Source organism: Micromonospora sp. WMMD980 (assembly GCF_029626035.1).
In the GTDB taxonomy this organism is placed as follows: Bacteria; Actinomycetota; Actinomycetes; order Mycobacteriales; family Micromonosporaceae; genus Micromonospora.
The window spans coordinates 5550383-5565262 of record NZ_JARUBE010000003.1; the positions used below are offsets into that span (position 1 = coordinate 5550383).

At 69.8% G+C, this 14880-nt stretch carries 15 protein-coding genes and 2 tRNA genes; 4 read left to right on the plus strand and 13 right to left on the minus strand.

The annotated features are described in order from the left end of the window. Positions 1 to 61 precede the first annotated feature (61 nt). The gene (locus O7618_RS26190; protein WP_278108791.1) at positions 62 to 652 is read left to right on the plus strand and encodes a dienelactone hydrolase family protein; all 591 of its coding nucleotides are present in this window, start codon (positions 62 to 64) and stop codon (positions 650 to 652) included. A gap of 5 nt (positions 653 to 657) precedes the next feature. Here the strand turns inward: O7618_RS26190 and O7618_RS26195 are convergent, their stop codons facing one another. The 4 genes from O7618_RS26195 to mraY form a co-directional block, all read right to left on the minus strand. Next, positions 658 to 1044 (minus strand): VOC family protein, encoded by a 387-nt coding sequence (locus O7618_RS26195; protein WP_278108792.1) that lies wholly within the window; start codon positions 1042 to 1044, stop codon positions 658 to 660. Next, a complete protein-coding gene (locus O7618_RS26200; RefSeq protein ID WP_278108793.1) occupies positions 1041 to 1331 on the minus strand; it encodes a helix-turn-helix domain-containing protein in 291 nt (96 codons plus the stop codon). The genes O7618_RS26195 and O7618_RS26200 overlap by 4 nt, the downstream gene beginning before the upstream one ends. A 49-nt stretch (positions 1332 to 1380) precedes the next feature. After that, positions 1381 to 1707 carry a hypothetical protein gene (locus tag O7618_RS26205; RefSeq protein ID WP_278108795.1) on the minus strand — a complete coding sequence of 109 codons (327 nt, stop codon included), beginning with the start codon at positions 1705 to 1707 and terminating at the stop codon, positions 1381 to 1383. A gap of 88 nt (positions 1708 to 1795) precedes the next feature. Further along, the gene (gene mraY / locus O7618_RS26210; RefSeq protein WP_278108796.1) at positions 1796 to 2899 is read right to left on the minus strand and encodes a phospho-N-acetylmuramoyl-pentapeptide-transferase; all 1104 of its coding nucleotides are present in this window, start codon (positions 2897 to 2899) and stop codon (positions 1796 to 1798) included. 276 nt (positions 2900 to 3175) lie between these two features. Between mraY and O7618_RS26215 the strand changes: the two genes are divergently transcribed. Both O7618_RS26215 and O7618_RS26220 read left to right on the plus strand, forming a co-directional pair. After that, entirely contained in the window at positions 3176 to 3454 is a 279-nt protein-coding gene (locus O7618_RS26215) for a hypothetical protein (protein WP_278108797.1), read from the plus strand. A 10-nt stretch (positions 3455 to 3464) separates the two neighbouring features. After that, complete coding sequence (locus tag O7618_RS26220; RefSeq protein ID WP_278108798.1) at positions 3465 to 3746, plus strand: tyrosine-type recombinase/integrase; 282 nt, start codon at positions 3465 to 3467, stop codon at positions 3744 to 3746. Between the two features lie 15 nt (positions 3747 to 3761). Here the strand turns inward: O7618_RS26220 and O7618_RS26225 are convergent. From O7618_RS26225 to gyrB, 6 genes are all read right to left on the minus strand, one after another. Beyond that, positions 3762 to 3837, minus strand: a tRNA-Ala gene (locus O7618_RS26225). 30 nt (positions 3838 to 3867) lie between these two features. Further along, complete coding sequence (locus O7618_RS26230; protein WP_013283222.1) at positions 3868 to 3996, minus strand: DLW-39 family protein; 129 nt, start codon at positions 3994 to 3996, stop codon at positions 3868 to 3870. A gap of 43 nt (positions 3997 to 4039) precedes the next feature. Further along, a tRNA-Ile gene (locus tag O7618_RS26235) sits at positions 4040 to 4113 on the minus strand. Between the two features lie 149 nt (positions 4114 to 4262). After that, positions 4263 to 5198, minus strand: a complete 936-nt coding sequence (locus O7618_RS26240; protein ID WP_278108799.1) for a DUF3566 domain-containing protein — start codon at positions 5196 to 5198, stop codon at positions 4263 to 4265. 3 nt (positions 5199 to 5201) lie between these two features. Beyond that, complete coding sequence (gene gyrA / locus O7618_RS26245; RefSeq protein WP_278108800.1) at positions 5202 to 8981, minus strand: intein-containing DNA gyrase subunit A; 3780 nt, start codon at positions 8979 to 8981, stop codon at positions 5202 to 5204. Positions 8982 to 9113: 132 nt separating this feature from the next. Further along, the gene (gene gyrB / locus O7618_RS26250) at positions 9114 to 11060 is read right to left on the minus strand and encodes a DNA topoisomerase (ATP-hydrolyzing) subunit B (protein WP_278108801.1); all 1947 of its coding nucleotides are present in this window, start codon (positions 11058 to 11060) and stop codon (positions 9114 to 9116) included. 545 nt (positions 11061 to 11605) lie between these two features. On the opposite strand from gyrB, the gene O7618_RS26255 reads away from it, so the two are divergent. Then, a complete protein-coding gene (locus O7618_RS26255) occupies positions 11606 to 12160 on the plus strand; it encodes a hypothetical protein (RefSeq protein ID WP_278108803.1) in 555 nt (184 codons plus the stop codon). Between the two features lie 7 nt (positions 12161 to 12167). On the opposite strand, the gene O7618_RS26260 is transcribed toward O7618_RS26255, so the two are convergent. The 3 genes from O7618_RS26260 to gnd are packed head-to-tail and all read right to left on the minus strand — an operon-like array spanning position 12168 to position 14869. After that, positions 12168 to 12857: a DciA family protein gene (locus O7618_RS26260; RefSeq protein ID WP_278108804.1), complete on the minus strand. Its 690-nt coding sequence runs from the start codon at positions 12855 to 12857 to the stop codon at positions 12168 to 12170. Beyond that, positions 12847 to 13980: a DNA replication/repair protein RecF gene (gene recF / locus O7618_RS26265; protein ID WP_278108805.1), complete on the minus strand. Its 1134-nt coding sequence runs from the start codon at positions 13978 to 13980 to the stop codon at positions 12847 to 12849. Before recF ends, O7618_RS26260 begins: the two co-directional genes overlap by 11 nt. Before the next feature lie 16 nt (positions 13981 to 13996). After that, positions 13997 to 14869: a phosphogluconate dehydrogenase (NAD(+)-dependent, decarboxylating) gene (gnd, locus tag O7618_RS26270; protein ID WP_278108806.1), complete on the minus strand. Its 873-nt coding sequence runs from the start codon at positions 14867 to 14869 to the stop codon at positions 13997 to 13999. Positions 14870 to 14880: the final 11 nt, after the last annotated feature.

A 14880-nucleotide genomic window follows, 5' to 3' on the forward strand; every position in this document is an offset into this window, starting at 1 on the left:
TCGACCGTTCTAAGATTCTGGTTCGTTCGATGATTCTGGTCCGACAGTCAGGAGTCTAGAGATGGCCGAGATCCTCCTCTTCCACCACCTGCAGGGGCGCACCGACGGCGTGCGCGCCCTCGCCGACTCCCTCGGCGCGGGCGGGCACACCGTGCACACCCCCGATCTCTTCGACGGCGAGTTGCCGGCCAGCATCGAGGAGGGCTCGGCGCTCACCAAGCGGATCGGCCGTGACGTCCTCGACCAGCGCGCCGACCGGATCGCCGCCGACCTGCGCCCGGACCTGGTCTATGCCGGCGTCTCCTGGGGCGCGGCCATCGCCCAGCGGCTCGCCCAGACCCGACCCGGCGCCCGCGCCGCCCTGCTCTACGAGGCCTGCCTGCCGGTCACCGGCGAGTGGGCGATCGGCCCGTGGCCCGACGGCGTGGCGGTGCAGGTCCACGGCATGGAGCGGGACCCGTTCTTCGGGCTGGAGGGCGACGTCGACGCCGCGCGCGAACTGGTGTCCATCATCGGCCCGGAGCGCGGCGAGCTGTTCGTCTACCCGGGCGACCGGCACCTGTTCACCGACCGTTCGCTCCCGTCGTACGACGCGGAGGCCACCGCGCTGGTGGTGACCCGCAGCCGCGACCTGCTCGACCGGCTGGGCTGACGCCGCTACTTGTACTGCGCGATCTGGATCAGGTTGCCGCAGGTGTCGTCGAAGACGGCGGTGGACACCGGGCCCATGTCGACCGGCTCCTGCGTGAACAGCACGCCGAGCTGCCGCAACCGCTCGTGCTCGGCGGCGATGTCGTCCACCGCGAACTGCGTCAGCGGGATGCCGTCGTCCGCCAGCGCCGCCTTGAACGCCTTGGCGGCCGGGTGGGCGTCGGGCTCCAGCAGCAGCTCGACACCGTCCGGGGCGTCCGGCGAGACGACGGTCAGCCACCGGTGCTCGCCGGTCGGCACGTCCGTCTTCCGCACGAAGCCCGGCACCTCGGTGTAGAAGCGCAGCGCCTTCTCCTGGTCGTCCACGTACACGCTGGTCAGGTTGATCCTCATGGCGTCTCCTGTCGAGATTCGGAGCCGAGCCACCGCTCGGCGATGGCATGCAGCGGCCGGGTGTCGAGGTGGTGGAACTTGTAGCGACCCTGCCGTCGGGTGACGATCAGGCCGGCGGCCTCCAGCACGTCGAGATGCTGGGAGATCGCCTGCCGGGACGAGGTGACCTGGTGCCGGGTGGTCAAGCGCCCACAGATCTCGAACAGGGTCTGACCGTCGCGCTCGGTCAGCTCGTCGAGGATCAGCCGGCGGGTGTGGTCGGCCAACGCCTGGTAGAGGTCACCCACATGGCCACAATAGGCAAGTGTGTACTTGCATTCAAGCCCGGCAGCGGCATCACCGGGGTGTGGCCCGCTTGACGTCCATCAGCTCAAGCACCTCGTCGCCGAGTCCGTGGATCGCGATGTCATCACGGTGGCTCTCCCACCGTTCGCGGTCGAGCACCAGGTTGATCTGCTCCTGGCGGGCACCGTCGAAAGCCCGGACCGTGGTGCCGTTCGCCTGATAGCCAAGGGAGTTCCGCGTCACGCCACCGGCGCTCGGCAGCCCTCGGCCGTTGTTGCGCGTCTCGCTGACTTCTTGCTGACGGAGGGCGGGAAGGCCGGAGGCAAGAGGTACCCGAACAGCTTCGGTTACAGCTACACGAGATTCTCCGTAGCTCACAGCCGCTGTCATGCTCGCTGATCAGTTGGCACCCGGCTGGGGAACCAGGCTGCCTGGCGGATCATCGTCGGTGGCGCTCGCGTGGCCCTTATCCAACGACCGCCAAGAAATCCGAGTAGAACAGGCCCAGGCCGGCCGCCACGCTGACGCCGGCCACGATCCAGAACCGGACCACGATAGTGGTCTCGCTCCATCCGGCCAGCTCGAAGTGGTGGTGCAACGGCACCATCCGGAAGACGCGTCTACCGGTGGTCCGGAACGAGACGATCTGGATCACCCAGGTCGTCGTGATGATGACGAAGAGCCCGCCGATCATGATCGAAAGCAGCGTGGTGCGGGTTACCACCGCGAGCCCGCCGATCAGGCCGCCGAGTCCGAGCGCGCCCACGTCACCCATGAAGATCCGCGCCGGGGACGTGTTCCACCACAGGAAGCCGACGCAGGCGGCGGCGGCCGCCGCCGCGATTATGGCGATCTCCAGGGGATCCCGGACCTGGTAGCAGTAGTCGTTCACCCGGGCGTACCCTTCGTCGGCGCACCAGTGCCGGTACTGCCAGAAGCCGATCAGCGCGTACCCGCCGAGCACCAGGATCGACGCGCCGGTGGCCAGGCCGTCGAGGCCGTCGGTGAGGTTCACGCCGTTCGACATCGCCGTGATCACGAAGACGATGACCATGACCGCACCGACCTTGCCGACGTCGAGCCAGCTGATGTCGCGGATGAGCGAGATGTGCTCGCTGGCCACGGTCTGGCCGTTGGTGCTCGGCACGTAGAGCGCGGCGATGCCGAAGCCGCCGCTGACGATTGTCTGGCCGAGCAGCTTGCCTTTGGCGGACAGTCCGTCGGAGTTGCGCCGGAGCACTTTGAGGAAGTCGTCGAAGAAGCCGACCACGCCGCAGAAGATGAACAGCCCGAGCAGGACGAGGGCCGTCATCGTCGGCCCCTCCTGCGCGATCTGCCGCTCAGGCAGGGTCATCAGGGCGATGTGCCCGGCAACGTACGCGAAGACGGTGGCCACGATGAAGACGACGCCGCCCATCGTGGGCGTCCCCTTCTTGCCCTGGTTGCTGGCGAGCCCGAGGGATCGGATCGGCTGGCCTGCCTTGAGCGCGGTGAAGACGCGAATTGCCACCGGCGTGCCGAGCAGGGAGATGATGAACGCGACTGCGGCCGCGACGATGACCGCCCTCACGGGCGAACCTCCACGCGATCCGGATTTCTCACGGCGTCCCCACTGAGCTCCCAGATCAGCGCCTGACGTTTCGACCTGAGCTGGCCGTGCAGATCGTCCCTAGCGACATCATCGATCACGAGACGCGATCTTGCCATCGGACGGCGAGCGGAGCAGCCCTGGACCTCACAGCGCCGTGGTCCGCTGCTGGTCGCGCTGGTCTGCGGTGGGGTGAATGCCTTGGCCTGCGGTGGGTTCCGTCGACCTGAACGCGGAGACTCTGACTGTCGAGGCGTCGTGATCGAGGTTGACGGCCACCTGTCCGACAAGCCGTACCCGAAGTCAGCCAGGAGCCGGCGGACCGTTCCGCTGTCCCCGTTCCTACGACAGGCGCTCCGACGCCGCCGGGAGCTCGTCGCACACGCCCCGGCCGATCAGGTCTTCACCAACTACGAGGGCGGCTCGCTGCTGCGCAGCAACTTCCGCCGGCAGGTCTGGCGCCCGTCCCTGGTCCGCGCTGGGCTGCTCGGTGCTGTCACCGAGGTCGGGCCGTCCCGTTTCCGCCATCTGGCATGACCGCGAGGAGGTGGAGTGGTCGGCGGAGTTCACGACCGAGCGGGAAGCGGCCGACTGCGTGGCGGCCAAGGCAGCGGGCGGGCTGCGCTTCCACGATCTCCGGCACTGCTGCGCGACATGGTTGGTGTCCGGCGGAGTCCCGGTCAACGCGGTCCAGGCGGTGATGGGCCGCGAGCACGCGTCGACGACGCTCAACCGCTACACGCACACTCCGGCGGACTTCCACGCCTCGGTGCGCAGGGTGTTCGGCGGGTCTGCTGACGATCCGCCGAATCCGAGGAAACAGGCCTGACCTGGCCGAGTGGTGTGGTGGAGCCCAGGGGACTCGAACCCCTAACCCCTGCCTTGCAAAGGCAGTGCTCTGCCAGTTGAGCTAGGGCCCCGTGCCGGGCGGAAACCGCCTGGTGTCGCGCTCAGCGCAGGTCGGGCGCCGTGGTCGCCTCGTGCCACAGGGCGCGCTCGTCGTTCGAGGCCTTGACCTTCTTGGCCACGACGGCGGCGACGCCGACGATGCCGGCAAGGATCAGGAGCTTCTTGAACATGGGCTTGACCCCTCGCGCTCGACTGGCGTCGGACGATGTGCGGTGGGGCTAGCTGGAATCGAACCAGCGACCTCAGAGTTATCAGCTCTGCGCTCTAACCGACTGAGCTATAGCCCCGCGTAGCGACGAGCTAGGTTAACCCATCGCCGCCAGCGCGCCCAAATCGGGGGGCCCGTGGCGGAAACACCCGCCGACACCACGAACCTACCCGGACGCGCGACGCCGGGGCGACCGCTTTACGCGGTGCCCCGGCGTCGTCGGATCAGTCAGTCCCGCTCGGCGAGCGTCAGCTCGATCCCGCCGACCAGGTCGGCGCAGACGTTGTAGACGAACGCGCTCAGCGTGGCCAGCGCCGTGAACAGCACGACGTTCACCAGGCCGACAAGTGCCGACGTGAGGATCACGCCCTTGGCCGTGACGCGGAAGCCGCCGCCGCCCTGGCCGCCGCCGGCGTTCACCAGATCGGTCAGGCTGTCGTTGACGCTCTTGAACACGCCCATCGCGTCGAGCGCGAGGTAGAGCACCGAGGTGGCGACGACCACCACGATGAACAGCACCACCGAGACGGCGAATGCGAACTTCATCACCGACCATGGGTCGATCCGCTTCAGGTTCAGCCGGGCCCGGCGCGGTCCGCGCGACGCGGCCGAGCTGACCGAGGTACGCGCGGCGCGTACCGCCTCACCGACGCGCGCGGCGCCGACCGCCGCCGCTCCGCCGATACCCGGCGGCAGGCTGCCGCCGTTGGCGGGCCGGCCCTGGGCGGTGCCGACGCCGGTGGTGCCCGGGCCCGTCGGGCGGCCGGTCTCGGGTGCCGCCTTCGGGGCGGTGCCCAGACCGGCGCCGATGCGCGGCTGCGTGCCGGTCGTTCCGGTGGTCGCGCGGGCGGCCGCCGTCACCTTGGTCGGCGGTGTGTTCGTGGCGGGCTTCGCCGCGGCCGGAGCCGCCAGGCCGTCGGCCGAGGTCGGCGCGTCGATCTTGGTTTCGGTCGACTCACGGGATCCCGAGTCCTCGGCCGGCTTGTCGGGGGGCGGGGCCATGCCGGGGGCCCGGGTGAACTTCGGGGCAGGCGCGTCGGCGGGGACCGTGGCCCGGCCCACGGCCGCGCGGCCGGTAGCTGGTGTACCGCCCTGCGCGGCCTCCTCCTCGACCGGGGTGGCCGAGGTCCCCTTGTTCCCCGACTTCGCCTGTGTCTCCGTCATCAACTAGTCCTGTTCGTCAGGCTCGTCGGCATTGCGAGCAATCGCCACGATAGTCACGCCGTCCGGGAGGTCCATCAGCTTGACCCCCATTGTGTTCCGGTCACGCGTACGGCGTACAGGCTTCACCGGAGTCCGGATGACGCCGCCGTTGCTGGTGATGGCGAACAGCTCGTCCTCCGGATCGATCACGGCCGCGCCGACCAGACCACCGCGTCGCTCGGTGATCTTCGCAGTCAACACGCCCTTACCTCCCCGGCCCTGGACCGGGTATTCCTCGATCGGGGTACGTTTCGCGTATCCCCCGTTCGTCGCCACCAGGACGTCCAGACCCTCCCGGACGACCTCGACGGCGAGCAACTCGTCCTCTCCGCTGAAGCGCATGCCGATCACCCCCGAGGTGGCCCGACCCATCGGACGCAGCGCCTCGTCGGTGGCGTTGAAGCGGATCGCCTGGGCGTTCTTCGACACCAGCAACAGGTCGTCCTCCGGAGCCACCAGGACCGCACCGACCAGCTCGTCCTCATCGCGCAGGTTGACCGCGATGATGCCGCCGGAACGGTTGGAGTCGAACTCCTCGAGCCGCGTCTTCTTCACCAGGCCGTTCTTCGTGGCCAGTACCAGGTAGGGCGCCACCTGGTAGTTCGGGATTTCGATGATCTGCGCGATCTGCTCGTCCGGTTGGAACGCGAGCAGGTTGGCCACGTGCTGGCCCTTGGCCACCCTACTGGCCTCGGGAAGCTCGTACGCCTTCGCCCGGTAGACCCGACCCTTGTTCGTGAAGAACAGGATCCAGTCGTGGGTAGAGCATACGAAGAAGTGGCTCACGATGTCGTCCTGCCGGAGCGTCGCCCCGCTCACGCCCTTGCCACCACGGCGCTGCGACCGGTAGAGGTCGACCTTCGTCCGCTTCGCGTAGCCGGTACGGGTGATCGTCACGACCACGTCCTCGCGGGCGATGAGGTCCTCCATCGAGACCTCGCCGTCGAACGGGATGATCTTGGTGCGCCGGTCGTCGCCCCACTTCGCGACGATCTCGCCCAGCTCGTCGGAGACGATCTTCCGCTGTCGTTCCGGCTTGGCCAGGATGTCCTTGAGGTCGGCGATCTCCACCTCGAGCTTGGCCAGGTCGTCCAGGATCCGCTGCCGCTCCAGCGCGGCCAGCCGGCGCAACTGCATGTCCAGGATCGCGGTCGCCTGAACCTCGTCGATCTCCAGCAGCCGGATCAGGCCCTGCCGCGCGTCCTCCACCGTGGGCGAACGCCGGATCAGCGCGATGACCTCGTCGAGGGCGTCCAGCGCCTTGGAGAGACCGCGCAGGATGTGCGCCCGCTCCTCCGCCTTGCGCAGCCGGAACGCGGTCCGCCGGCGGATCACCTCGATCTGGTGCTCGACGTAGTAGCGGATGAACTGCGCCAGGTTGAGCGTGCGCGGCACCCCGTCGACGAGCGCCAGCATGTTGGCGCCGAACGTCTCCTGGAGCTGCGTGTGCTTGTAGAGGTTGTTCAGCACCACCTTGGCGACCGCGTCGCGCTTGAGCACCAGCACGATCCGCATGCCGGTACGCCCGGAGGACTCGTCCCGGATGTCGGCGATGCCGGCGAGCTTGCCCTCCTTGATCAGCTCGGCGATCCGCTCGGCGAGGTTGTCCGGGTTGACCTGGTAGGGCAGCTCGCTGACCACCAGCGCCGGCCGGCCCCGCTTGTCCTCCTCCACCTCGACCACCGCGCGCATCCGGATCGAGCCACGCCCGGTCCGGTAGGCGTCCTGGATGGCCTGCTGGCCGACGATCAGGCCGTGGGTGGGGAAGTCCGGACCCTTGACGATCTCCAGCAGGGCTTCCAGCGTGGTCGCCTCGTCGGCGTCCGGGTGCTCCAGGCACCACTGCACCGCCGCGCCGATCTCGCGCAGGTTGTGCGGCGGAATCTTGGTGGCCATGCCGACCGCGATGCCCTCGGAGCCGTTGATCAGCAGGTTCGGGATCCGCGACGGCAGGATGGTGGGCTCCTTGGCCCGGCCGTCGTAGTTGTCCTGAAGGTCGACGGTGTCCTCGTCGATGTCCCGCAGCATCTCCATCGCCAGCGGGTCGAGCTTGCACTCGGTGTTGTGGCTGACGAAACCGTCGGAGACGAAGGAGTGGTCGTCAGTGTCGACCCGGATGCTGTAGACCGGCCGAACCCCGGCGTCGGTGACGTCGGTCACCTCGGCGTAGTAGAACCGACCGTCGACCAACGGCTCGACCACATCGAGGATCCCCGGCTCGGTGATCCGGGCGGCGATCTCGTCGCGGTCCCGCTCCCACCGCTCCACCCGGTCGACGTTGTGCCGGCGCAGCCAGTCGCGCTCGGTCCAGCGCGTCGCGCCGTGCTCCCGGATGAAGTCACCGACGAACGGCACCATGTCGCCGGAGAGCGCGGTGCTGCTCGCCGGCACCTGGGCCAGCTCCGACTCCAGCTTGGTCTGCTTACGACCAAGGAAGCCGACGTGGGCGGCGAAGATACGCGCGTCCCGGCGGTTCGTCACGACGACCTTGATCTCGCCGTCGTCGTACCGGCACTGCTTGCTGACGACGCCGAACTCCAACAGGAGCTGCTGCACCTCGCGGGCCAGGCGCTCACTGCGGGTGGAGTACGAGACCTGGATGGTGTTGCGCGGCAGCAACGACGAGGAGCCGTCGCCCTCGAACAGCGCTTGGAGGAAGGCTCGCTTGACCGCGGCCGGCCCGCGCCACACGAACTCCGGCACGAACTTGGCGGCGCTGCGCGCACCCACCATCTCGCCCAGCACGCTCGCCCGCAGTGCGGAGAGGTTCTGCACGTCGAGTTCATACAGCGTGCTGCCAGAGGCGATGACCCGCTCGGCGACATACCGGGGACCGCCGACCGCGAGGTCGTAGGCGGCGAGAACCCGGACGAAGAACTCCCGGTCCACGTTGTTGAAGCCGGCTCGATCCTCGGAGACCCAGCCTTCGGACACGAACGCGCCGGCCAGCACGGCCGCCTCGACGTGCTCCAGCATCGGGTAGCCGATCTCGTCCGGCACGCTGCGCTGGAGGACCACCCGGTCACCGGGAGAGACCTCGGCGAGCAGCTTCCAGAGCAGGGTCGGCACGCCGGCCACGTTCACCAGGCAGAGCACCGGGTGGTTGTGGGTGCCGGTCAGCTCGTACCCCTCGCGGGTGCGCAGCCGCAGCGTGGGGTGCTCGCCGGAGTGGAAGAACTTGCTGGCGCGGACCAGATCGCCGTTGCGGTCGCGGACCTTGAGATCGACGTCGGTCTCGCTGCTCGGCGCCGCGTCCAGCACGACATCGCCGATCCGGACGCTACCATTAAAGGTGCGAATACGGACATCTGCTGTAATGCAGTACCTCATGGCCGCAGCCGGATCATTTCCGGGCGAGCCGAAGTTGCCGTTGCCGTCGACCAGCGGGTAGCGCAGCGACCACGGCTGCGCCATCCGGACCAGCGCGTCGTAGATGGCCGAGTCGCCGTGCGGGTGGAACTGGCCCATCACGTCGCCGACGACGCGGGAGCACTTCACGTACCCACGGTCCGGCCGGTAGCCGGAGTCGAACATGGCGTAGAGAATCTTGCGGTGGACCGGCTTGAGCCCGTCCCGGACGTCCGGCAGGGCACGCCCGACGATGACGCTCATCGCGTAGTCGAGGTACGAGCGCTGCATCTCGACCTCGAGGCCGACCGGCTCGATCCGGTCGTGCTGGACGACCGCGGCCAGTGTCTCCGGGGTCTCCGGCTCGTTCGGGGTGGACTCGGGAGTATCGGTCACTGTTAACCCTTATCAGACTCAGAGTCGTGATCTAGCTGTGGATAACCGCTGTGGAAAGCGGTCCGACTGTGGATAACTCTGTGGACAGCCGGGCCGACCGGTGGATCTCCGGCCGGCCCGGACGCGCGTCCGTCAGATGTCCAGGAACCGCACGTCCTTGGCGTTGCGCTGGATGAACGACCGGCGGGCCTCGACGTCCTCGCCCATCAGGACGCTGAACAGCTCGTCCGCGGTGGCGGCGTCGTCCAGCGTCACCTGACGCAGCGTGCGGGTGGCCGGGTTCATGGTGGTCTCCCAGAGCTCCGGGTAGTTCATCTCGCCGAGCCCCTTGAACCGCTGGATGTCGTCCGGCTTGGCGTTGGCCTTCTTCTGCTGGCGCAGCGCGATCAGGCCGTCCCGCTCCCGGTCCGAGTAGGCGTACTGGGCGTCGTCGCCCTTCTTGTTCCACTTGATCTTGTAAAGCGGCGGGGCGGCCAGGTAGACGTGGCCCAACTCGACGAGCGGCCGCATGAAGCGGAACAGCAGGGTGAGCAGCAGCGTCTGGATGTGCTGGCCGTCCACGTCGGCATCGGCCATCAGCACGATCTTGTGGTAGCGCAGCTTCTCGATGTCGAAGTCGTCGTGGATGCCGGTGCCGAGCGCGGTGATCAGCGCCTGCACCTCGTTGTTCTTCAGCACCCGGTCGATCCGGGCCTTCTCCACGTTGAGGATCTTGCCGCGGATCGGCAGGATCGCCTGGGTCCGCGGGTCGCGCCCCTGCTTCGCCGAGCCGCCGGCCGAGTCGCCCTCGACGATGAAGACCTCGGACTCGCGCGGGTCGGTGGACTGGCAGTCGGCCAGCTTGCCCGGCATCGAGCCGGACTCCAGCAGCGACTTGCGCCGGGCCAGCTTGCGCGCCTGCTGGGCGGCGATGCGGGCGCGGGCGGCCTGGGATGCCTTGGTGATGATGATCTTCGCCTCGGCCGGGTTGCGGTCGAACCAGTCGACCAGCGACTCGTTGCAGACCCGCTGGACGAAGCCCTTGACCGGAGTGTTGCCCAGCTTGGTCTTGGTCTGCCCCTCGAACTGCGGGTCGGTCAGCTTGACCGAGATGATCGCGGCCAGGCCCTCGCGGATGTCCTCCCCGGAGAGCCGCTCGTCGCCCTTGAGCAGCTTCTTCTCCGTGCCGTAGCGGTTGACCACGCTGGTCAGCGCCGCCCGGAAGCCCTCCTCGTGGGTGCCGCCCTCGTGGGTGTTGATGTTGTTGGCGAAGGTGTAGACCGACTCGCCGTAGGACTCGTTCCACTGCATGGCGATCTCGGCCGACATGCCGGTCTCCTCGGCCCCGAACTCGACCACCGTCTTGTGGATCGGGCTCTTCGAGGCGTTGAGGTGCCGGACGAAGTCGGCGATGCCGCCGTCGTAGTGGAAGGTGACCTCGCGCAGCTTGCCGTCCTCGTCCTCCGGCACCCGCTCGTCCAGCAGGTGGATGGTGAGGCCGCGGGTGAGGAAGGCCATCTCCTGGAGGCGCCGGTAGATGGTGTGGAAGTCGAAGTCGACGGTCTCGAACACGTCCGGGTCGGGCCAGAAGGAGACCGCGGAGCCGGTGCGGTCGGTCGGCTCGCCCTTCTCCAGCGGCGTCGGCTTGGAGTGGTCGTAGCGCTGCCGCCAGACGAAACCGTCCTTGTGGATCTCCACGGCCATCCGGGTGGAGAGCGCGTTGACCACGGAGACGCCCACGCCGTGCAGGCCGCCGGAGACCGCGTACGCCTTGCCGTCGAACTTGCCGCCGGCGTGCAGCACGGTCAGCGCGACCTCGACACCCGGCTTCTTGAGCTTGGGGTGCAGGTCGACCGGGAAGCCCCGGCCGTTGTCGGTGACCCGGACGCCCCCGTCGGCCAGCAGCACCACGTCGATGGTGTCGCAGAACCCGGCCAACGCCTCGTCCACGGCGTTGTCGACGACCTCCCACACCAGGTGGTGCAGGCCGCGCTCGCCGGTGGACCCGATGTACATACCGGGCCGCTTCCGGACCGCTTCCAGGCCCTCGAGCACGGTGATGGACTCGGCACCGTACTTCTTGTTGTCCTCCGCTGCCACGCTCGGCCACTTTCTCGCACCGGCCGCGCGTGGGCGCGGGGCGCGGGTTCGGCGGACAGGACGCGACGTCGGCGTGCACGACCGCCCCCGGGATCGCCAGGTGACGGAGCGTGTGCGCCGGGCGCCGCGGTTGCCCGCGGATCGCGATCGGCTCGGACCCGATGTGGGACAATGATCAAGGGCCCTGGGGGCCCGTGTCCGTCGCTCCGTGTCGGGTCTTTCGTCTCGCCTCCAATCTTACTGTGCGGAGCCGACCAAACCGCCACTCGGCACCCCTTGAGGGCGGCTGAGAATGCCGTAGCCGGACGAACCTCGCCGCCCGCGACTCCCCCTACACGCCAGCGACGCCGTGCCGCGCCACCGGCCCGCGTGAGCGGTGGACGTCGCGCCGCCCGTCGATCACCGTCGGCGGGACCGGGGGTCGCGGTGGAACGCGACGTGCCGTACCTTTTGCGGCGCCGCCGTTGCGGTCTTGATCTTTCGCGCCCGGACCGGGGACCATCGGCGGAGATGGTCCGACAGACGCTTGGTGAGAGGTGACGCTGATGGGGCTGGACAACGTCGCGGTGCACTGGCCGCGTACCGGCCGCTTCTACGATCCGGTCGCGCCGGCCGAGTTCGTGGACTTCGGCGAGATCGTGGACGTGCCCCGCATCTCCGCCCCGACCGCCGCGCTGGCCGAGTTGATCGCGAAGACCGGCACGGTGCGGGCGACCGCCTACACCGAGTTGGTCGACCTGATCCTCGGGCTGGAGAATGTGCTCTACGCCACGGAGAACGCCGCCGAGGACGAGGACCCGGTGATCGACCCGGACGGCTGCTCCTGGATCGCCGAGGGCGTGGAGAAGTTCGTCGCCCGGCACCGCCCCCACGGCGAGACGGTGACGTTCGAGTCGGTCAGCGAGGTGCTGCGCGCGCTGCTCGGCGACGGACGGCTGGCCGAACAGCAGCTCCGCTGGCTGGACAGCCGGCTGGACAAGCTGCGCGACGACAGCGGCGACCCGCCGCAGTGGAACTTCACCTGCGCCGAGCTGAGCGTGCTGGCCGCGTTCTACCGGCGCTGCGCGGAACGCGGCTTCGCCGTCTACGCCGACGTGTGACGGCGGCTCAGCCGTAGGTGTCGCGCGGGCCACGCCCGCGTACCCGCCGGGGGCCGCGCGACCACGACGGCGCGGCCGGGCCGTGGATGTGCAGCTTGCGCACCACGTTGTGGCCCACCTCGCTGGCGATCTGCTTGAGCAGCGAGCCGGCCAGCAGCCGGAGCTGGGTGGCCCACGCCGTCGACCGGGCCTCCACGGTCAGCTCGCCGTTCTCCAGCTTCACCGGGCGGCTGTGCTGGGCGACCTCCGGGCCGACCACCTTCTCCCAGGCGCCGAAGACGGTCGCCTCGGCCGCCGGCTGCTGCCAGCCCCGCGCCTTGACCAGCCTGTCGAGCACCGCGCCGAGCGGTTGCGGGTCGCGCGGGTCCGGGCCCGGGCCGGAGTAGCCGCGCAGCCGCTTCTCGCCGTCGCCCCGGACCGCGCCGCGCCGCCGGGTGCCGGCCGCGGCCTGCCGCCTGGCCTTCGCCGCGTCGAGCACCGCCCGGGCCAGCTCCGGCCCGGCCACGCCCTCCGACGCCGAGCCCGGCTCGCCGTCCGCCGGCTTCCCAGGGGTACGCGGAGCGGCGCGCTCGCCGTCCGCCGGCTTTCCGGGGGTACGGGGCGCGGGTTCGCCGCGGCCGGCCCGTGCGGCCGTCCCGCCGTCGCGTCCCGGCCCGAGTCGGGCGGGCGGAAGTCGCACCTCGTCGTCATCCGGCACGTCGTACCGTCCCCTCGCCGACCGTCCAGCGGGTGCCCCGCAGCGTCGCCGGCACGTCGTCGTCCACCGCGCAGGTGACCAGAAGCTGGCTGGCGCCGCCGACCAGCTCGGCCAGGCGTTCCCGCCGGCCGGCGTCCAGCTCGGCGAAGACGTCGTCCAGCACCAGCACCGGCTCGATCCCGTCGGCGCGCAGCAGATCGTAGCCGGCCAGCCGCAGCGCCAGCGCGTACGACCAGGACTCGCCGTGGCTGGCGTACCCCTTGGCGGGCAGCGGACCCAGGGTGAGCGCCAGGTCGTCGCGGTGCGGGCCGACAAGCGTGGTGCCGCGTTCGATCTCGGCGGTGCGGTTCGCGGCGAGCGCGGCCGCGAGCGCCTCGGCCAGCGCCGCCCGGTCGGCGGCCGGCTCCGGCAGGTCGACCGAGGGCCGGTAGGTGATGCCGGCCGCGCCCCGGCCGGCCGCGACCGCGTCATACGCCTTCGCCACGTGCGGGGTGAGCGCGGCGACCAGCTCCAGCCGGCCGGCGAGCAGGTCGGCTCCGTGCTGGGCCAGGTGGGTGTCCCAGACCGCGAGCGTGGACAGGTCGCCGCCGCGTGAGCCGCCGGTCTTGCGGGCGAGGTAGGACGTGCGCAGCAGCGCGTTGCGTTGCTTGACCACCCGCTCGTAGTCGGCGCGGACACCGGCGTAGCGGGGTTGCCGGGTGACCAGCAGGTCGTCGAGGTAACGGCGGCGTTCCGCCGGGTCGCCGCGGACGAGTTCCAGGTCCTCCGGCGCGAACAGCACCAGCCGCAGCGCGCCGAGCACGTCCCGGGCGCGGCGGGCCGGGGAGCGGCCGAGCCGGGCCCGGTTGGCCTTGCCCGGGACGATCTCCAGCTCGACGAGCAGCTCCCGGCCGTCGTGCACCACGGCGCAGCGGATCACCGCCGAGGTGGCGCCCATCCGGACCAGCGGGGCGTCCGTGGCGACCCGGTGCGAGTCCAGGGTCGCCACGTAGCCCAACGCCTCGACCAGGTTGGTCTTGCCGACGCCGTTCGCGCCGACCAGCACGTTCGGGCCGGGCTCCAGGTCGACGCCGACCCGCTCGTAGGAGCGGAAGTCGACGAGTTCGAGCCGGCGGACGTACACAGGCTGTGGATACCGGTCAGCGCTTGTGCACGGCGTGGCCGCCGAACTGCTGGCGCAGCGCGGCGACCGCCTTCATCGCGGGCGACTCGTCCTGCCGGGAGGCGAACCGGGCGAAGAGCGCGGCGGCGATGACGTTGAGCGGCACGGCGAGCCGGACCGCCTCGTCGACCGTCCAGCGGCCCTCGCCGGTGTCCTCGGTGTAGTCGCTCAGCTCGGCCAGCTCCGGGTCCTCGTCGAGCGCCCGGTCGAGCAGGTCGAGCAGCCAGGACTGGACGACCGTGCCCTTGCGCCAGGACTTGACCACACCGGGGACGTTCGTCACGAGTTCGGACGCCGAGAGCAGCTCGAAGCCCTCGGCGTAGGCGTGCATCAGGCCGTACTCGATGCCGTTGTGCACCATTTTGGCGTAGTGGCCGGCGCCCACCGGGCCGGCGTGCACGAAACCGAAATCGCCCTCGGGCCGCAGCGCGTCGAAGATCGGCATGAGCCGCTCCACGTGCTGCTGCGCGCCGCCGACCATCAGCCCGTAGCCGTTCTGCCGGCCCCAGACACCACCGGAGACGCCGACGTCGACGTAGCCGATGCCGTGCTCGTTCAGGCGCTCGGCGCGGGGGGCGTCGTCGCTGAACCGGGAGTTGCCGCCGTCGATGATGATGTCGCCCTCGCCGAGCACGCCGGCCAACTCGTCGATGGTGGCGTCGGTGACGCCGGCCGGCACCATGACCCAGACCGCGCGCGGTGCGTCGAGCTTCTCGGCCAGCTCCGCGAGGCTCGCGGCGTCGCTGAGCTCCGGGTTGCGGTCGTAGCCGACCACCTCGTGCCCGGCGGCGCGCAGCCGTTCGCGCATGTTGCCGCCCATCCGGCCGAGTCCTACCAGGCCGAGCTGCATGTGTTGCTACC

Coding starts and splice junctions, on each gene's coding strand:
- O7618_RS26190 (WP_278108791.1), top strand. CDS start 62: ATGGCCGAGATCCTCCTCTTCCACCACCTGCAGGGGCGCACCGACGGC.
- O7618_RS26195 (WP_278108792.1), bottom strand. CDS start 1,044: ATGAGGATCAACCTGACCAGCGTGTACGTGGACGACCAGGAGAAGGCG.
- O7618_RS26230 (WP_013283222.1), bottom strand. CDS start 3,996: ATGTTCAAGAAGCTCCTGATCCTTGCCGGCATCGTCGGCGTCGCCGCC.
- O7618_RS26240 (WP_278108799.1), bottom strand. CDS start 5,198: ATGACGGAGACACAGGCGAAGTCGGGGAACAAGGGGACCTCGGCCACC.
- O7618_RS26255 (WP_278108803.1), top strand. CDS start 11,606: ATGGGGCTGGACAACGTCGCGGTGCACTGGCCGCGTACCGGCCGCTTC.
- gnd (WP_278108806.1), bottom strand. CDS start 14,869: ATGCAGCTCGGCCTGGTAGGACTCGGCCGGATGGGCGGCAACATGCGC.